This window comes from Maritalea sp. S77, assembly GCF_049801075.1.
In the GTDB taxonomy this organism is placed as follows: domain Bacteria; phylum Pseudomonadota; class Alphaproteobacteria; order Rhizobiales; family Devosiaceae; genus Maritalea.
Window position 1 is genome coordinate 511,130 of the sequence record NZ_JBNAGG010000001.1, and the last position, 16,210, is coordinate 527,339.

General features: G+C 49.8%; 10 protein-coding genes and 1 pseudogene. 2 read left to right on the top strand and 9 right to left on the bottom strand.

Going from position 1 to position 16,210, the window contains the following annotated elements; translation table 11 throughout:
* Positions 1–13: 13 nt before the first annotated feature.
* A complete protein-coding gene (locus tag ACP15Y_RS02390; protein WP_424982442.1) occupies positions 14–3,877 on the bottom strand; it encodes an OmpA family protein in 3,864 nt (1,287 codons plus the stop codon).
* 211 nt (positions 3,878–4,088) lie between these two features.
* Positions 4,089–5,240 (bottom strand): hypothetical protein, encoded by a 1,152-nt coding sequence (locus tag ACP15Y_RS02395; protein WP_424981411.1) that lies wholly within the window; start codon positions 5,238–5,240, stop codon positions 4,089–4,091.
* 669 nt (positions 5,241–5,909) lie between these two features.
* Here ACP15Y_RS02395 and ACP15Y_RS02400 point away from each other — a divergent pair.
* A pseudogene (locus tag ACP15Y_RS02400) lies at positions 5,910–6,032 on the top strand (GMC oxidoreductase); the annotation flags it as partial.
* 120 nt (positions 6,033–6,152) lie between these two features.
* Positions 6,153–6,941, top strand: a complete 789-nt coding sequence (locus tag ACP15Y_RS02405; RefSeq protein ID WP_424981412.1) for an SDR family NAD(P)-dependent oxidoreductase — start codon at positions 6,153–6,155, stop codon at positions 6,939–6,941.
* A 5-nt stretch (positions 6,942–6,946) separates the two neighbouring features.
* Here the strand turns inward: ACP15Y_RS02405 and ACP15Y_RS02410 are convergent, their stop codons facing one another.
* From ACP15Y_RS02410 to ACP15Y_RS02440, 7 genes are all read right to left on the bottom strand, one after another.
* Positions 6,947–7,978, bottom strand: a complete 1,032-nt coding sequence (locus ACP15Y_RS02410) for a LacI family DNA-binding transcriptional regulator (RefSeq protein ID WP_424982443.1) — start codon at positions 7,976–7,978, stop codon at positions 6,947–6,949.
* An 8-nt stretch (positions 7,979–7,986) separates the two neighbouring features.
* Entirely contained in the window at positions 7,987–9,690 is a 1,704-nt protein-coding gene (locus tag ACP15Y_RS02415) for an amylo-alpha-1,6-glucosidase (RefSeq protein ID WP_424981413.1), read from the bottom strand.
* A 3-nt stretch (positions 9,691–9,693) separates the two neighbouring features.
* Entirely contained in the window at positions 9,694–10,506 is an 813-nt protein-coding gene (locus tag ACP15Y_RS02420) for a carbohydrate ABC transporter permease (protein ID WP_133570822.1), read from the bottom strand.
* The gene (locus tag ACP15Y_RS02425) at positions 10,499–11,434 is read right to left on the bottom strand and encodes a carbohydrate ABC transporter permease (RefSeq protein ID WP_424981414.1); all 936 of its coding nucleotides are present in this window, start codon (positions 11,432–11,434) and stop codon (positions 10,499–10,501) included. Before ACP15Y_RS02425 ends, ACP15Y_RS02420 begins: the two co-directional genes overlap by 8 nt.
* A 24-nt stretch (positions 11,435–11,458) precedes the next feature.
* Positions 11,459–12,688, bottom strand: a complete 1,230-nt coding sequence (locus ACP15Y_RS02430; protein ID WP_424981415.1) for an ABC transporter substrate-binding protein — start codon at positions 12,686–12,688, stop codon at positions 11,459–11,461.
* Entirely contained in the window at positions 12,685–13,851 is a 1,167-nt protein-coding gene (locus ACP15Y_RS02435) for an ABC transporter ATP-binding protein (protein ID WP_424981416.1), read from the bottom strand. The genes ACP15Y_RS02430 and ACP15Y_RS02435 overlap by 4 nt, the downstream gene beginning before the upstream one ends.
* 154 nt (positions 13,852–14,005) lie before the next feature.
* Positions 14,006–15,964, bottom strand: coding sequence for a beta-galactosidase (locus ACP15Y_RS02440; protein ID WP_424981417.1), 1,959 nt, complete (start codon positions 15,962–15,964; stop codon positions 14,006–14,008).
* Positions 15,965–16,210: the final 246 nt, after the last annotated feature.

The window sequence follows — 16,210 nt, forward strand, 5'->3', positions numbered from 1 at the left end:
TTTTTTCCGCAATCTACTCTAGCGGTGGCCGCACTGTAAACACAATGCGACGGTTCTGCGCTTTGCCACTGCGTGTATTGTTATCAGCAATGGGCAGTGTTTCACCAAAACCCAGTGCGTAAAGGCGGTTTGCCTCTACGCCCAATTCGATCAATTCGCTAACAACAGTTTCTGCACGCTGCACTGATAGTGACAGATTGATCAAATCATCGCCATCTGCATCTGTATGTCCCTCAACCTCAACAACAGATTGAGGACAATTGCTGAGCTGAGCTGCAATTTTTTCAAGCACAGCCTGCGATCCTGGCGTAATGCGGGCACTGCCAGATTGGAACAGAATAGCCTGATCTGCAATCAATTGCTCTACATTGGCATTGCACAATTTATGCGCAGGTGGCATGTCAATTGTGATGCGTGCATTTGGCAACGCCGCTAATACCGCCTCAAATTGATCCCCAGCCTCAAAGCTGCTTACTTTGCCGCTTACAATCCATTGCCCTTCATTGAGCGTTGCTTCACCACTGTCGGCTGCTGATAGAGCTTGCGCCACAGTCAATGCATCCGCCAAGAAACGCTCCGGCGCCCCGTCAGCTTCGACAACGTCCAGCTTCGCTCCGTCGCCTGCACTTAATTCAAGGGCGTAGCGCGATGCTGCATCCGGCACATTTCCGCTGATGGCAATGCCTGTCGAGGATTTAGCGATCTGCGTTTCAAAGGTTGCGATCGGCGCATTATCTTTTACCTCTTCAGCTTCCATTGGCTGTTCGCTCGACGCATTGGTTTCGGTGGTTTCAGCGGCCTCATCCCCTTGTGACGCCAACTCTTCGGTAGCAGCTTCCGTCGCCTCATCCGATTCAATTGCGTCGCTTTGGTCGGTTGTGGTTTCTGATTGATCGCCCTCATCTGCAACTTCGTCAGTTGACGTCGCCTCACCGCCATCAGATTCGACTTCCTGCTCAACGGCATCGGTCATTTCTTCGGTCGAATCTACATCTGAATTGCTATCTTCCGCTTCATCCGTGGACATCTCTTCATCTGATGAATCCATCGTCTCGGGCTCAGTTTGCAAAGAATCGGCATCCGCTGCTTCCGTTGCATCGCCCATGTTCTCATCTTGCGCATCCGCTGCGGGTGTGTCTGCGCCAGATTCGGAGTCGGCTGACATATCAGTTTCATCAGCGCTTGCTGCGGCCTCATCTACAACTTCTTCCACAACTGGTGTGGTCAACGTAGTGTACCATGGCCCAAGCGGCGCTCCACTGAGCATGAGCTTTACAGCAGATCTAACGGCGCGATCTGGTGCTTGACCAGAAATACTCCATTGCCCACCGGCATGGACCATTTCGCCTGAATCCAGAAGCTTAAGCGCATCGATGCCCAAAGCGGTCATTTGATTGAACTCTGCACGTTCCGGCAAAATATTTGGTTTGGCGATCGGTAGGCTCTGTCCCTGCTCCCAATAAGTTTCATCAGCCAGATATCCAGACCATTCAAATTGCCCCTCAGAGTCTTTCCGTATTTGCAAAGATAGCTGGTCAATCGGTTGAATGACTTGCACGTCAACAAGGAAGCTATCGCTATGAGCAGCCAGAACTTCCAGCACAGCGGCCAAATTCGCATCGGACGCCGCGCGGCCAATCAACGCCCACTGCCCGTCAACAAGGCTCAAGCGGCCCGCATCCAACAGCTCAAGCGCATTCAACCCGATCATTGCACGCTCTAAGAATGTTTCAGGAGCTCCTGCGCCAACCTGCAATTGCGCACGCCAGCCATAATCATCTGCCCACTGGTCAATTAGCTCTCGATTAGGCGCGTAGCCCGATGCAGACATATCGCCATCAAGCATCTTTTCGGCGGAGAAGAGATAAGGCGAAATTGTTTGCGCTGGTGACGTGATTTCGATCGTCCAAACGTCATCGCTCAATCCAGCGGCTTCAATTTGCTGCATCAGTTTCTGCTTGGCTTCGAAACTGTCTGTTGTGCCCTCCAGATTCCATTTATCACCAGCAAATGACAATGTGCCTCGCTCTAGGCCTGAGAGAATAGAATTACCAAGGGCAACAAATTCTTCAAATTGTTCTGGTGCACCCTGTGCTAACTCCAAATCAAGCGCCCCTTGGTCAGCAAGATTGATGAGCATCGCTTCAGTTGGCACAAAGCCTTCAAACTGGCGCGTACCATCAGATTGCTTCTCGACGGAAAAGCGATAAGGGTCTTGAAGCGGAGGTGGCAATTGAGCAACTTTCAGGCCCAATCTGGTTGGTTGAATTTCTTCATTAGAAAACTGCTGCAAAATATTGTTTTTATTAAATAGATCACGAGCCGTAACATCTGTTCGCCAACCCAATTGATCATAAATGGCCTCACCAGAATCGGCCACATTGATTGTCTTTGCGGCCAACGTTACCAAGGTGCCAAATTCCTCAGGCGCCCCTGCTGCTAAGAGCGTCGTATCATCTGCTGAAGTATCCAGTACGGCATAAATGGTTTGGCGCAATTGGCTATCTGGCAAATATCCTGCCATTTTGACATCGCCATTGCCGGATTTATCCAGCGACCAGATATATGGGTCGGCGACGGCCAAATCCAAATTGGTCAGGTCAATCGTAATCCCCTCTGGTGGCTGGGCAGCATGGGCCAACAAATCCACATAGGCCTGCGGTGTTTTGGCTTGCCCCTGAACGTTCATTTCGTCGCCTTCGAATGCTAAACGCCAGTCATTCGCCAAGAATACTTCACTATCTGCGATCCACGCGGCCACTTCATCAAAGTTAGCTGGCGCTCCGTTTGCAGCACGAAGTGACGTCTGGTCAACGCCCTGCAACAGTTCAAATTCTCTCATATTTTCAGGCATATAGCCTGTTGCAAATTTGGTCGTGCCAACCTGTTTCACTTCGAATGTAAACGGAGCGATGGTTGGGAGCGGAAAATCAATATCAATTGCTGCCCGCTTGATTGTGTTCAATTGATCAATTGTTTGGTCAAAAAGTTCAAAATCATTGGTTTGACTGGAAAATTCGAGCCTGTCCTCGCCGAGTGCGAATGAGCCCTCCCCCAAATTAAGAAGTTGGTTTGTCAATAGCTGAGCATCATTTTCAAAGCCATCGGACGCCCCCGATGCCACCAGAAGATTTGATACATCAGCACCCAAACTCTGCAATTCGGTGCGTAGAGCTTTGCTCGGCACAAATCCATTGAGCGTGAGGACATTGTCATCCATGCCCCCCTGCAAGACAAAATTGTCTTCAAATGGCGCAATTATCTCCGTTGATCCGCGCTTCAAATTGTCTGGAAAGCCCGCGTTTGCGATCAAATCGAGATCGCTAAAGGACTGATGATCGCCCGCTCTACCGACAAACGAAACTTCCAATCCTGCTACGCGAATTTCACCTTGATCAAAATGGTTGATCAGCCGCGTGCTATAGGTCAAGACATCTCGCCAATCACGTGCAGCCGGCCCGCCAGATGCCAAATCGAAGGTTGCAATCACATTTTCATCAAGTTGCGAAAGAAATTCCTTTTGCATTTCCGCGCTTGGCATATGCCCATTTATCACGACCTGACCATCGGCAATTTTAGCCACAAATTCGAACGGATCTGCAATCGGTGCCAGCTTTACATTGTTTTCGATCGAAGCAATTTCTGGCATTGCCCCCAGACCATCAACAAGTTGTCGGAGTTCATTGGAATCCGTGGTCACGCCATTCAGCGTTACATCGCGCGCTTCAATTTGGATGTCAGCCCAAGTCGCAACTGGAAGTCGAGGATTTTCGACAATTTGCGCTTGAAGTGAATGCTCCATTTTATTTTGGTTTTGCGATATCGCAAAAGTGCCGCCGCCAAGCGCTACCAGCGCCCCCACGGCCAAAATATTCATCCACTTCACAGTAAATCCCCGCAATTTCTGATCTAGCTTTTATCGCTCACCGCCATGCCGAGAACGATCCTCTTCCGCGCCAAAGTGTAACGCTTCTTCCTAAAATCACCAGACAAATTTCAATGATTTAACTGATTTATCGCCAAATTCAGGCAAAAAAAAAGGCCCGGCAAATGCGCCGGGCCTTCCACATCGATAAGGTCTATAAGACTTATTCGAATGTTTTTGAGAATGAAGTAGAAACTTCTACAACTGAGTTGCTGTCGAACTGAACGCCAACACCAGCTTCGAAATCGTTTCCACCAGGAGCCCAATCAAGATCAGCGTTAAACACTGTCAAGCTTGACTCATCGAAGTTAACTTTAGCAGTCAAGTCGAGGTTATCGGACACTGCGAATACGCCTTGTGCAGCAATATCCCAGTCGCTGTTGTCGTCCCAACGGCCTGCAACTGCGATAGTTACAGCGTCGTTAACTTCAGCTTCACCTGAAATCGCGCCTTCCCAAGCATTGCCTGAGAAGAACTCAACGCCAGCAGCCAATGTGAACATATCGAATGCAGCTTTACCAGTTACCAATGCGGCCCAGTTGCTTGCTTCGTCAGTGCTGAATGCAGCACGGAATGACATTTCGTCAACATTGAATGTTGCACCAGCGTGGAAGTCCCACAAGCTTGTGCCAGACAGGATATCATCATAGATGAAACCGATGTGCGCTGTGCCCCAGTCTTGATCAACACCAACACCCGCTACCAAAGAAGCGTTGTTGCTTGACTGAAGATCTTCAAGACCCAAAGCTACATCAACACCATTGCCGAGGTCAGAAGTGATTTGCATCACGTGACCACCAGTTGCGCCTGGCGTAGGTGCAAAGATGCCTTCGTCGTCGCCATCAATAACGTCGAGTGAGAACAAAGCTGTATAAGTTTCGTCGTCGCCGTCTTTCAACACTGAACCTTTTTGGCCAGCCATGATAACAGTCTGATCACCAATCGCTACATATGCTTCGTCGATATCAACGTCTGAAGATGTTGAAGTGCCGTCTTCGTCAATCAAAGTCACAACTGCTTTAGCAGGACCAAAGTCGCTAGGCGCTGTGGCTTCCATTGTGAATTCCCAGCCAAATTCGCTGGTTGTAGCATCGTCACCTGTTGTGCCGTCACCGTTAGAGTCGTTGGTGTATTCCCAATCATAGGAAACTTCACCAGAGAACTTCAGGCAGTTTGTCTTTGAAGACACTGTCAAACCAGTGATGTCCAACATTGAACATGTGTCCAAAGCGATGCCAATAGGATCAGCGGCAAGTGCGCCTGAAGAAAGCGCTACAGCTGCTGCAGAACCGAGAAATAGGCTCTTAATTTTCATAGTACTGACCTCCAAAATCAGTTTGTTTTTAAAGTTGCCGGTTTTTCCGGCTGTTTGTCGAAACGCGACCACACTTATGAGGGTGTGTTTGACGTCGCATTCGCGACCGACAAACGATTCCATGCATGGATTCGCAAGACACAAACTACCCATGAAAGGAAAACATACAAGTTAAGAATTGGAATTTTGGCGCCTAAAACGTCTGTTCTGCTGACCATGTTGCATTTTGGACACATTTTGCGCATCTGCCCGTCACATTTTGAGCATATCCGGCAATTTCTGCAGCCCTGTGCAACTCATCCACTTGATAAAATTAACCTTTTATTAACATGCAGGCGAGGTTTTTGAAATAATTTCTATGGACTCCGACAAACAACTCACAGTTGCCTGCATTGCGATTCCCTCTGCCTTCGCAAAACGTCCTTAGGGCCAATAGCTTTGAATCGCTCTATGGCATGGCGGCTGTTCCTGTCTATAATATGCATCGGCTAATCGAGGCGATTGGTAGGGGCAATAGACCGCTCTATATACAAAACGTGCTTGCGCACATCTTTAAAGCTATCAAACAAGACGCAATGTTGTCTCTGATATGGGAGCCCCCTCCGACCGACGAGCAAGAGCCAACCATTAGCGATGAGTAAGGAATATGCATAACAATTGACGGCAAAAGGGGTAAATAAATTACGGGTCGACGACGCCTCTATTTTGCCAACTTTGGTGTCAAGCAACACCAATGTGCCAGTGATGATGATTGCCGAGCGTGCGGCGCGTTTCATCAAGGCGAACGTCTAAAGGTATAAAATTGGTCTTAAAAGGACTTGCTGTCTGGCTGTGGCATTGTCATAAATATGGGGTCGTGCAAATTCGCCTTGCGCTAATGCGCAAGGCCTCCCCTAAATTTGGAGTGTCCCAATGCCTGCTTCTATCTTTGATGATTTTAAACTCACCGACCAACGTGCGCTAATCACTGGTGGAAGCCGTGGTCTGGGGCGCGAGATCGCCCTTGCCTATGCCGATGCAGGTGCCGAGATCGTGTTGGTGGGGCGTGGCGAGAACAGTTTGAAAGAGACAGCCGCCGAAATTGAAGCACGCGGTGCCTCAGTCCAAATCATCATCGCAGACGTTACTGTGCCCGATGAATGTAAACGCGCGGCGCGTGAAGCCCTCGCCCTTCCGGGCGGCATCGATATTCTGGTCAATAATGTGGGTGGGCGGAAACCAAACAACAAGATTGAAGAAACCAGCGATGATGAGTGGCGAGAAGGTTTTGCGCTGAATGTTGACCATTGCTTTTTGATGACACGTTTGATTGGAGAAGCCATGATCGAGCGTGGCAAAGGCGGCCGCATTATCAATATGGGGTCTATTTCCGGCATGATCATCAACCAAGGCGTTGCGGGCCGACATTATGAAGCGGGCAAAGCCGCGATCATTCATTTCACCAAAGCATTGGCGGTGGATTGGGCGCCACACAACATCAACGCAAACTGCATCAGCCCGGGCCTGTTTATGACCGAGCCTAATCAGGCGTGGACAAAGAAAGCGCCGGAAGCGATTGAGAAGTTTGTTTCGTGCACGCCGATGGGGCGTGCGGGCAATCCGCGCGAAATTGCGGGCCTCGCGCTTTACCTCGCCTCACCCGCCTCAAGCTATGTCACCGGATCAAACTTTGTGATCGATGGTGGTTACACCGCCTGGTAGCCCGATTATGTGCGCAGTTCGTCTGAGCTGCGCTCAATCAGATCGGGCACGAATAGTTTTTGCAGCTTCTCGGGTGCTTCGCCATTCAGCAGTTTCAACATAAATTCGCCAAGCACCTGGCTAGGCTTTGAAATGGGCAAATAGCAGGTCGTGATGGGTGGTGAGAAATATTGCGACACGTTCAAATCGTCCGTCGCAATCACCACCGCATCGCGCCCATGCTCATAACCGCGCACATGAAAACCTGATAAAACGCCCATGGCTGTCGCCTCATTGGCGCAGAAATAGGCAGTTGGCGGATCATCAAACATCGACATTTCAAAAAACTGCTCGCGACCGAATGCAGGCGTGAGTTCGCCATTGGCCACAAGGTTTGGATCAAAAACCAGTCCGGCATCCTGCAATGTTTGCCGATAGGCATTTTCACGGTCCCGCGAATACATCAGCACCATATCGGCGTTGAGCATGGCAATCCGTTTGTGCCCCTTGGCGATCAAACGCTCCACACAAATAGAAACGATGCGTTGGTTGTGGGTATCCACATAAGCATGAGGCACTTCGGCTTCAGTGAGGCCATAGGTCACGAACGGGAAATCTTGCGCTTGCATAAATTCAACGCGCTTATCTTTCACTCGCGTGCCGGGCAAGATGATGCCATCCGCTTTACGGTTGGCCACGATGCGCTTAATGATGTCAAAGCTCTCTTCGTAAGAGCTGGCTTGGTATTGCACCACGCGATAAGGTGTGTCGTGCAACACATCTGAAACCCCATAAACAAGCTGGGCATAGCCTACCCCGCCCCACTCATCATCATGGGGCGACGAGATCACGGTGATCATGGCAATTTGGTGGGTTTTACCTGTGCGCAATTGTACGCCACTCAAATTCATTTCATAGCCAAGCTTTTTGGCAACATCCAAAATCTTATCGCGAGTGTCCGGACGCACTTGCGGCGAGCCGTTCAGGGCTTTGGACACGGTGGCCGTCGAAAGGCCAGTTTCTTTGGCAATGGTTTTAATTGTGGGGCGCGGTGACATAAGTGTGCTCAAATTTCTTCCCCAAAATCGTTAGCCAATAGTTGGGCAAAACGCAAATAAACCGCTGATGTCCAAGCAAAAGCTTTATCGCGCAGACCAGCGCCGCTTAGTGCATCGAAGTTCTCAGCCATGCCGGAAGTCTCGCACAAGTGCTGGTATTTTTGCATAATTTCATGTGCGCGCTTACGCTCATTTTGAGCCAGTAAGCCCTCGGCAATCAGCAATGTTGTAGGCGCCCAAATCGGCCCCCGCCAATATCCATCAGCTTCATAATTCGTGCTGTTTGGCGATTCTGTTGCTGGCCCCCAAGCAGTCACCATGCCCAATTCATCAAATCGTTGGAGCAATTTGGCCGCAATCTCTTGAGGCAGCTTATCGCCCAGCAGAAGTGGCATAAATTGAATAAGACTTTGGTCGGGCAAAGTCTTTGCCTGATCATGGAGCAGGCGCACTTGGAAGGTGTTTCCATCCCACAATTGCGAAAGCAGAAGCGAAATCAATTGATCCTCATGCTGCGTAAACTCTGAGACCTGCGAAATATCGCCTGCACGCTTAGCCAAATGTGCAATGGTGCGAGCGGTGAGCGCCAAAAATGTTGGCAGGTCCGGGCCGATAACTGGCCCCCCTTCAGCAAAAAAGCTGGCATTGTCCCATCCGCTATCATTGCCATGGGCATAGCTGGGCAGTGAGTGCTCATCTGCACGCGTATATTTCATCCAATAATTGAACTGAAGTACCAATTTTTCCCGCAGATAAGCCAATTGCGCTTCCGTAAAAATGTCGGGATTGCGCTGTAGCATCAAACTGATCGCCCATCCATGTACAGGCGGCTTGGTGAAACTATAAGACGCGCCCTTATCGTGCACAAAATCGGGCAATAAGCCACTTTCATCTTGATGATCAAAGATGGCCGCAAACTGATCAAAAGCAAGTTGCGGATCATTTTCCGCCACGCCAAGGGCGGAAAACGCGTTATCCCAACTCCATATGTTGATCATATGATTTTTGGACATGTAGATGGCGGGTGCGGTCAGATAGCCCTGCTTTGGCACGCAATTGGCCCACAGTAGATAATTGGCCAGAAGCGCCGCTTCGCCTTTATCTGATGTACGCCATGCCTCGAACGCAGTGCTTGATTGCGTTTGCGCGTCTTCATAACCTGCCGATGGTGCCTTAGAAGCCAAACGTTCGTGCAACATAATGCCAGCGTCAAGCTCTACACCAGTAAACCGTAGCTCTACTTTCTCCGCATGATCGCGCCGCCATTGGCCGCTCACATTGGTTTGCCCATGATGTACAAATGGCGTTAGTCGAAGATTTTCCCCAGCTGCGACCACGCAGTCGGCGCCATGAGCTGTTTTGTATGCATAATCATAGCGCGAACCTTCTAATGCGAAGATCACCGCGACATTTTCCGCTTTGAAATGCAAAGTCTCGCCTTCGCCGATGGCAAAAGCCGCGGTGCCGACTTGTTCTGTGCCGTTGAACAAGCTGACCTTCAGTGCAGCAGGCGTAAGATCATAGGTTGGTGACAATTCATGACCTGTCTCATCCTCAAAGCGAACGCGGCATAGTTTGCCAAGGCTTGGCCGTTCGTCGCCGCCTGCCACATAACGCAGGTAAAGGGCGCGATCTGCGCCCTCCCCCATCATCGACAATGTGGTGAAACATTGGTGCTTTGAAAATGGCACCTTGTCGAAATCAAACAACATTGCCTAACCTTTCACCGAAGATCCAATAGCCCCATCCATTATGTAGCGCTGGGCGAAGAAGAACAGGATCAGCGGCGGGATACACAGCAGCACAGTGATCGCCGCAATAGATGTGATGTCTGTTTCGTGCAGACCTTTGAACATGGAAAGACCAAGCGTAAGCGTATATTTCGACTGGTCATTGAGGAAGATTAGCGGCCCTAGATAGTCGTTCCACGCGTTCATAAAGTGGAACGTGCCCACCAGCACCAACGCAGGCATCATCAAAGGCAAATGAATACGCCAGTAAATCTGCCAGCTATTCGCCCCATCCATGCGCGCTGCCTCATCGATCTCAATTGGCACCGTCATAATATACTGCCGCAGCAAGAAGACGAAGAATGCTTCAGCGAAATAGGCAGGTACGATCAAGGGCTTAAGTGTATTGATCCAGCCCAGCATGTTGAACTCCATATAGAGCGGGATCATTTTCACGTCCCATGGGATCATCATGGTGGCCAGCAGAATGATGAAGATCACGTCGCGCCCTTTAAACTGGAACCGGGCAAAGCCATAGGCCACCAGCGAAGATGAAAAGAGCTGTCCGATGGTGGACATCACCACCACGATTGCAGAGTTTTTAAAATACACATCAAAGGGTTGCTTGAACCATGCGGTAATGAAGTTTTCCCACTGCACGTCCGATGGCCAAAACACAGGCGGATATTGATACAGCTCAGAAACGCTTTTCACCGCGGTGATAAAGGTCCAATAGAAAGGCAGGATGAATAGCGCAGAAAGAAAGATCAGCGCGCCATAGGTGAAGGTTCTAAGCATCTTTATTGCCTCCCTTTTTCATCTCGCCTTCGTAATAAACCCAGGCGGACGAGGATTTCATCACCATCATGGAGAGCGCCAGAATGATCAGGAACATCACCCAGCTATTTGCGGCGGCATAGCCCATTTCGAAATGCTTGAAGGCATTGTCGTAAATATACATCGCGAAGAAATATGTGCTTTCGAGTGGCCCACCGCCTGTCAGCAACAAGGCAATGGTCAATTGCTGGAAGGCCGCAATGATTGACGTGATGAAGGTGAAAAGCAGCATCGGTGAGAGCATAGGAATGGTGATAAAGATCAACCGCGCCCAGCCTGGCACGCCGGAGATTTTCGCCGCCTCGTAAAGTTCTTTTGGAATGGATTGCAACCCGGTCAGCAAGATCAGCATGGTGCCGCCAAGGCCCCAAAGTGACGCGATGACGATGGCCAGCAATGCCCAGCTCGGATCACCAAGCCAGTTCGGCCCATCAATGCCTGCCAATCCCAAAAGGAAATTCAAAATGCCATATTCATGGCTATAGATCCACGCCCAGATGGTCACCAGCGCCACGCCGGAGATCACGCTGGGAAGGTAAAAGATGGTGCGGAAAATGCCGCTACCGATCACCTTTTGATTGAGCAAGACCGCCAGCAGCAGGCCAAGAATAATATTGAACGGCACAAAGAACAGCCCGAATTTGATGGTGACCCACAAGCTGTCCCAGAAAAGTGGATCTTGGGTCAGCATCACTTCATAATTCTGGGTGCCGATAAATTCGCGCTCCCCCACCACTGGCCAATCGTAAAAGCTCATCACAAAGGAGAAGACTAAAGGACCAAGGGTGAAGAAGAAAAAGCCCAATATCCAAGGGGAGATGAACAAATATGGCGTGAGTTTCTCAACAAACTTTTGTCGTTGATACTGCCGATCTTGAACTCTAGACATAATATCCATCCCCCCTATCGTGGGTTAGTTTAGGTGGCGCTGCGAACGAGCAACAGCGTCATCAAGATGTTTCTTTGCATTGCCTTTTTCGATCATTGTGGCTTCAATCGCGCGTTCAAGGTTCGCTTGGATTTTGCCCCAGTTTTCGTGTTTCAGGAATGCATTTGACTCGCTGTCGGAAACCGCCAACATGTCAAAGAATGGCTTGAAGATTGGATCAGTGGTCATTTCCATTTCTTCTGCAACGCTGGTGCGGATGGGCAAATCATTCGTGCGCAATTTCACCGCTTCTGCTGATGAGAAGAACTTGATGAACTCCCATGCCAAATCTGGGTTCTTTGTGTCTTTGGCCATAGACATGGCTGACGCACCGATGGACGAATGCACAGGCTTGTCACCAAAGGATGGCAGCTTTGCCACGCCATAATTGATGCCAGCTTCGTCGAAGCCGCCTTTTGACCACATGGCCGATTGATACATGGCTAGCTTCTCGCCCTTAAACAGCGCAGAACCTGAGCTATTGTCGCCGATGCCGAGCACAACTGCTTCTTCATTTGCAGCCATATCCGCAAACATGGTCAGCACTTCCACAGCTTCCGGGCTGTTCATATAGCCATCAACCGCCGAGCCGTCTTTTGCGATAAAGCGCGTGCCGTTGGACCAGAAAAATTGCTCATAATCAAATGGATCAGGCTTGGCTTCAACCGCAAAGCCGTAGACTTTGCTTTCTTCATCACGGAATTTCGCTGCTTTTTCGCGCAGCTCAGCCCATGTCCAGTCTTCGCTTGGCATTTCAACGCCCGCTGCTTCGAACATGTCTTTATTGTAGAACACCACATGGGTGGTGAAGCCCGCTGGCATACCATAGGCTTTGCCGTCAATCCGTGTTGTATTGATCAGGCCCGGTGGAATGTCATCCAAATCCATGGCTTCAGCATCGCGCGCCATAAAATCATCAAGTGGCATCAATGATGTGTAATATTTGGGATAGTTCCACATATACATCACATCTGGCGGGTTGCCGGCACCGAATGAAGCAATCAGCTTCTGGTCATAGCCATCTGCATATGGCTCAACTTGCACCTTCACACCGGGATTGGCCGCTTCAAAGCGACGTGCAATTTCTTTTTGAATTTCAAGGCTTTCATCGCTATCCCACGTGGCAAAACGAATGGTTTCCTCCCCAAGAGCCGTGCCTGACAGCGCCGCGACTGACAAAACAGACGCCAAGGCCAGTTTCTTCAAATGCTTCATTTTTCCTCTCCTCTTTGCGCCGCACCATGCAGCGACTTTTGTCGATCAATCAGTGATCGGGTTTCCGCATCCAGTTCACGCGGATATGCCTGCCCCTCCCCATTGAAAATGTGGCAATGTTGAGCAGGAAATTTCAGGTAAACGCGGTCGCCCGTCGCCGCCGGATGAGTGCCGCGGGCAATCGCTACAAATGTTTGGCCATTTTCGAGTTTGATATGCACTTGGCTTTCAGTACCCAGGCGCTCCACCAGCAGCACTTGGCCACTCATATGCGCCTCGTCTTGCGCGACCAGTTCGATATTATCCGGACGAATGCCCAAGGTGTGTGGGCCAGCAACATCTTTCGCAGCGGCTTCGAGCGTCACTTTGATTTCACCGGACAATTCCTCGGCGCTAACGGTAAGTTCTTTTTCTCCAGAGATTTTGGCCGACACGTCCAAAAAGTTCATTTTGGGCGAGCCGATAAAGCTGGCCACAAATAGATTCCGCGGCGCATAAAATAGCTCGAGCGGCGTGCCGAATTGGGCAACTTTACCTTGGTCCAGCACCACCACACGATCAGACAAGGTCATCGCTTCCACTTGGTCGTGGGTCACATAGATCATGGTGACGCCAAGGCGTTTATGTAGATTTGCAAGTTCCACCCGCATGGTCACCCGCAAGCCAGCATCAAGGTTCGACAATGGCTCATCCAGCAGGAAAAGCTTTGGATCGCGCACAATCGCCCGGCCAATCGCCACACGTTGGCGCTGCCCGCCTGATAATTGCTTGGGCCGCCGCTTCAAAAGCTCAGTAATTTGCAGGATGCGAGCTGCATTCTGCACCCGCTCGTCAATTTCTGCCTTTGACACACCATTGAGCGACAAGCCGAATGACAAATTCTTGTAGACATTCATATGCGGATAGAGCGCATAGTTTTGGAACACCATGGCAATATCGCGCTTAGCAGGCGGCAATTTGCTGATGGGCTGACCACCCAAAACAACCTGCCCGCCATCGATCTCTTCAAGACCCGCAATGGACCGCAAAAGCGTAGTTTTGCCGCAACCTGAAGGCCCAAGGAAACTGACAAACTCGCCATCGCGAATATCGAGATCAATCCCCTTTAGAACCCGGAGGCTACCAAATTTCTTTTCCAGCCCATCGATTTTTACGCCTGCCATGCTTCGTCCCTCTCCGTGGCATTTGTCAAAAATATAAACGTTTAACTTAAGTTGTAAAGTGTTAATTCAATTAATTTAGAAATGCGTTTAAAATGAATTTTTATTATTGTTTTTCAGTATTTTACCAATCTGACTTTTCAGATTGATTCACCCTCTACTCACGCCAAATCACAACGTCGCGCGGTGCAATTTTCGCCCTTCCGAGCAATATCTCCGCCCCTTCTGGCATCTGCACCTCAGCAACATGTTCGCCAAAGTTAAAAGCAAAATGCAAAGGACCTCTTTTTGTCACCCGCACATCGCGGCCCAATGAACTCATCGGAACGCCTGCCCAGCTCAACAATCTATCGACCAAATGCTCCAGTGCCGCACCTGAAAAATTGGCGGCGCCATACCAGCACTTCTCATTGCCCACCAATGCGGGCGATTGATCCCGGTGGTTTGACTCAAATCGCGCCAGAACGGGCTCGTCACTTTCGATACATTCGCGCCAATTGCCCACAGCGAAACGCTGCTCATCCATTACGATAAGGTCCTGATTATATTCAGGCAAAGATTCAACGCGCTTGACTTTCACATTGATAAGTTGGGCAAATTCGCCCGGCGGCAGATTGTCTGGAATGTGCATATTCTGCGTTTTGCTGCCCGTGCGTGCGCCGAGATAGATTTTGGCATTGCTCGCTTTTAGCTTTTGCACCAACTCAGCATTTTCCAAAATAATGTCGGGCAAAATCACCAGATCATATGCACTTAAATCATTATGCGGCCCGACGATATCAACATCTACGCCCTTAGCAGATAGCGCCTGATACCAATTCATCATGTTGCGGGCGCTCGAATAATCCTTACCCTGCGGCAAGCTCAACGCCGCCCAACGTGACGCATAGTCAAGCATCAGCGCCACTTTAGCTGTCTTCCGGTCCGCAATCTCTTGTGGCAGCTGAGCAATTTCTTTAGCTACTTGCGCCACCTCGAAATAGGCCTGATCTGGCTCATCATTTGGCAGCAATAGGCCGGCATGGAATTGCTCTTGCGCGAATTTCGACTGACGCCAACGGAAATAGACCACAACATCGATCCCATGCGCGAATGCCAACCACGTCCACAACCGCACCATGCCATCATGGGGCGATTGATTATGGGCAGCCCAGTTCACTGGCCCAGGTTGTTGCTCCATAATCCACGCACGCCCCTGCCCAACTTGACGATAAAGATCATTGTTAAAGGCTGGCTGGTCGATGATCCCTGTGCGAAGCAAGCGCGCTTTCTCGGCATCATCCATTTTACCATGAATGAGCGCGCCCATTGGATAGCTGTCCCATGACGCAAAATCCAAGTCCTGCCCCAACTCATAATGATCAAAGTCAGTATTGTGCCCCATAAAGTTATGGGTAACTGGCCGATCATGCGCAAATTTACGCACAATATCGACCTGTGCGCGATTGAACTTAATCACTTCATCTGAAGCAAATCGTTGATAATCGAGCAGATGCGTCGGGCTTGGTTCTTCAACCAAGCTGTTCGGCAGTTCAATCTGATCAAAACGATTATATTTCATACTCCAAAAAACAGTACCCCAAGCCTGATTCAACGCATCAATGCCTTGATAGCGGCTGGCCAGCCAGCTCTGAAATGCCTTTTTCGCGCTTTCTGAATAGCTGTGAATGGTGTCGTGGTCGCCATATTCATTGTCAATTTGCCATGCATTTACAAAGGGATTGGCGCCATACCGCTTTGCATATTCACCAGCGATACGGACGGCATGTTCGCGATAAATATCGCTTGAGAAACAATAATGACGGCGCGCACCGAATTTGCGCACATGCCCTTCTGCATCCACAGGCAAAATTTCAGGATGTTTGTCGATCAACCATTTTGGTGGTGCAGCCGATGGTGTACACATCACCACCTTCAGGCCCGCTTTGCCAAGAATATCAACGGCGCGGTCCAGCCACGTCCAGTTGAATTCACCCTCTTCTTCTTCGATAAGAGACCAGGCAAACTCGCCCACACGCACCCATGTCAGGCCAAGTTCAACCATGCGTTGGGCATCGCGTTCCCACATATGTTCCGGCCACTGTTCCGGATAATAACACACGCCCAACTCAAGCATAAACTCTCCTCACCGCCCGCCAGCTGCACAATTTACGCGTCAGCCGGAATCAAATTCTCAATTAGTTATGGCATATATTTTTCAAAATATAAACGTTTATATTTTGAGTTATCATTTTTCAAAGTCGCAAGCACTTTGTGGCACCGCAGTAGTCGCGTGCCCTAAACTAAAAAATAGGAGGTTTGGCAGTGCTTATAAGAAAATGATTCTGACTTTCGGCATAACATACTGATATATAATCGATAG

What these genes read in the sequence shown, in the direction of transcription:
- ACP15Y_RS02420 (WP_133570822.1), bottom strand. Translation starts at nt 10,506, where the DNA reads ATGCTTAGAACCTTCACCTATGGCGCGCTGATCTTTCTTTCTGCGCTA.
- ACP15Y_RS02425 (WP_424981414.1), bottom strand. Translation starts at nt 11,434, where the DNA reads ATGTCTAGAGTTCAAGATCGGCAGTATCAACGACAAAAGTTTGTTGAG.
- ACP15Y_RS02410 (WP_424982443.1), bottom strand. Translation starts at nt 7,978, where the DNA reads ATGTCACCGCGCCCCACAATTAAAACCATTGCCAAAGAAACTGGCCTT.
- ACP15Y_RS02405 (WP_424981412.1), top strand. Translation starts at nt 6,153, where the DNA reads ATGCCTGCTTCTATCTTTGATGATTTTAAACTCACCGACCAACGTGCG.
- ACP15Y_RS02390 (WP_424982442.1), bottom strand. Translation starts at nt 3,877, where the DNA reads ATGAATATTTTGGCCGTGGGGGCGCTGGTAGCGCTTGGCGGCGGCACT.
- ACP15Y_RS02415 (WP_424981413.1), bottom strand. Translation starts at nt 9,690, where the DNA reads ATGTTGTTTGATTTCGACAAGGTGCCATTTTCAAAGCACCAATGTTTC.
- ACP15Y_RS02430 (WP_424981415.1), bottom strand. Translation starts at nt 12,688, where the DNA reads ATGAAGCATTTGAAGAAACTGGCCTTGGCGTCTGTTTTGTCAGTCGCG.
- ACP15Y_RS02395 (WP_424981411.1), bottom strand. Translation starts at nt 5,240, where the DNA reads ATGAAAATTAAGAGCCTATTTCTCGGTTCTGCAGCAGCTGTAGCGCTT.
- ACP15Y_RS02440 (WP_424981417.1), bottom strand. Translation starts at nt 15,964, where the DNA reads ATGCTTGAGTTGGGCGTGTGTTATTATCCGGAACAGTGGCCGGAACAT.
- ACP15Y_RS02435 (WP_424981416.1), bottom strand. Translation starts at nt 13,851, where the DNA reads ATGGCAGGCGTAAAAATCGATGGGCTGGAAAAGAAATTTGGTAGCCTC.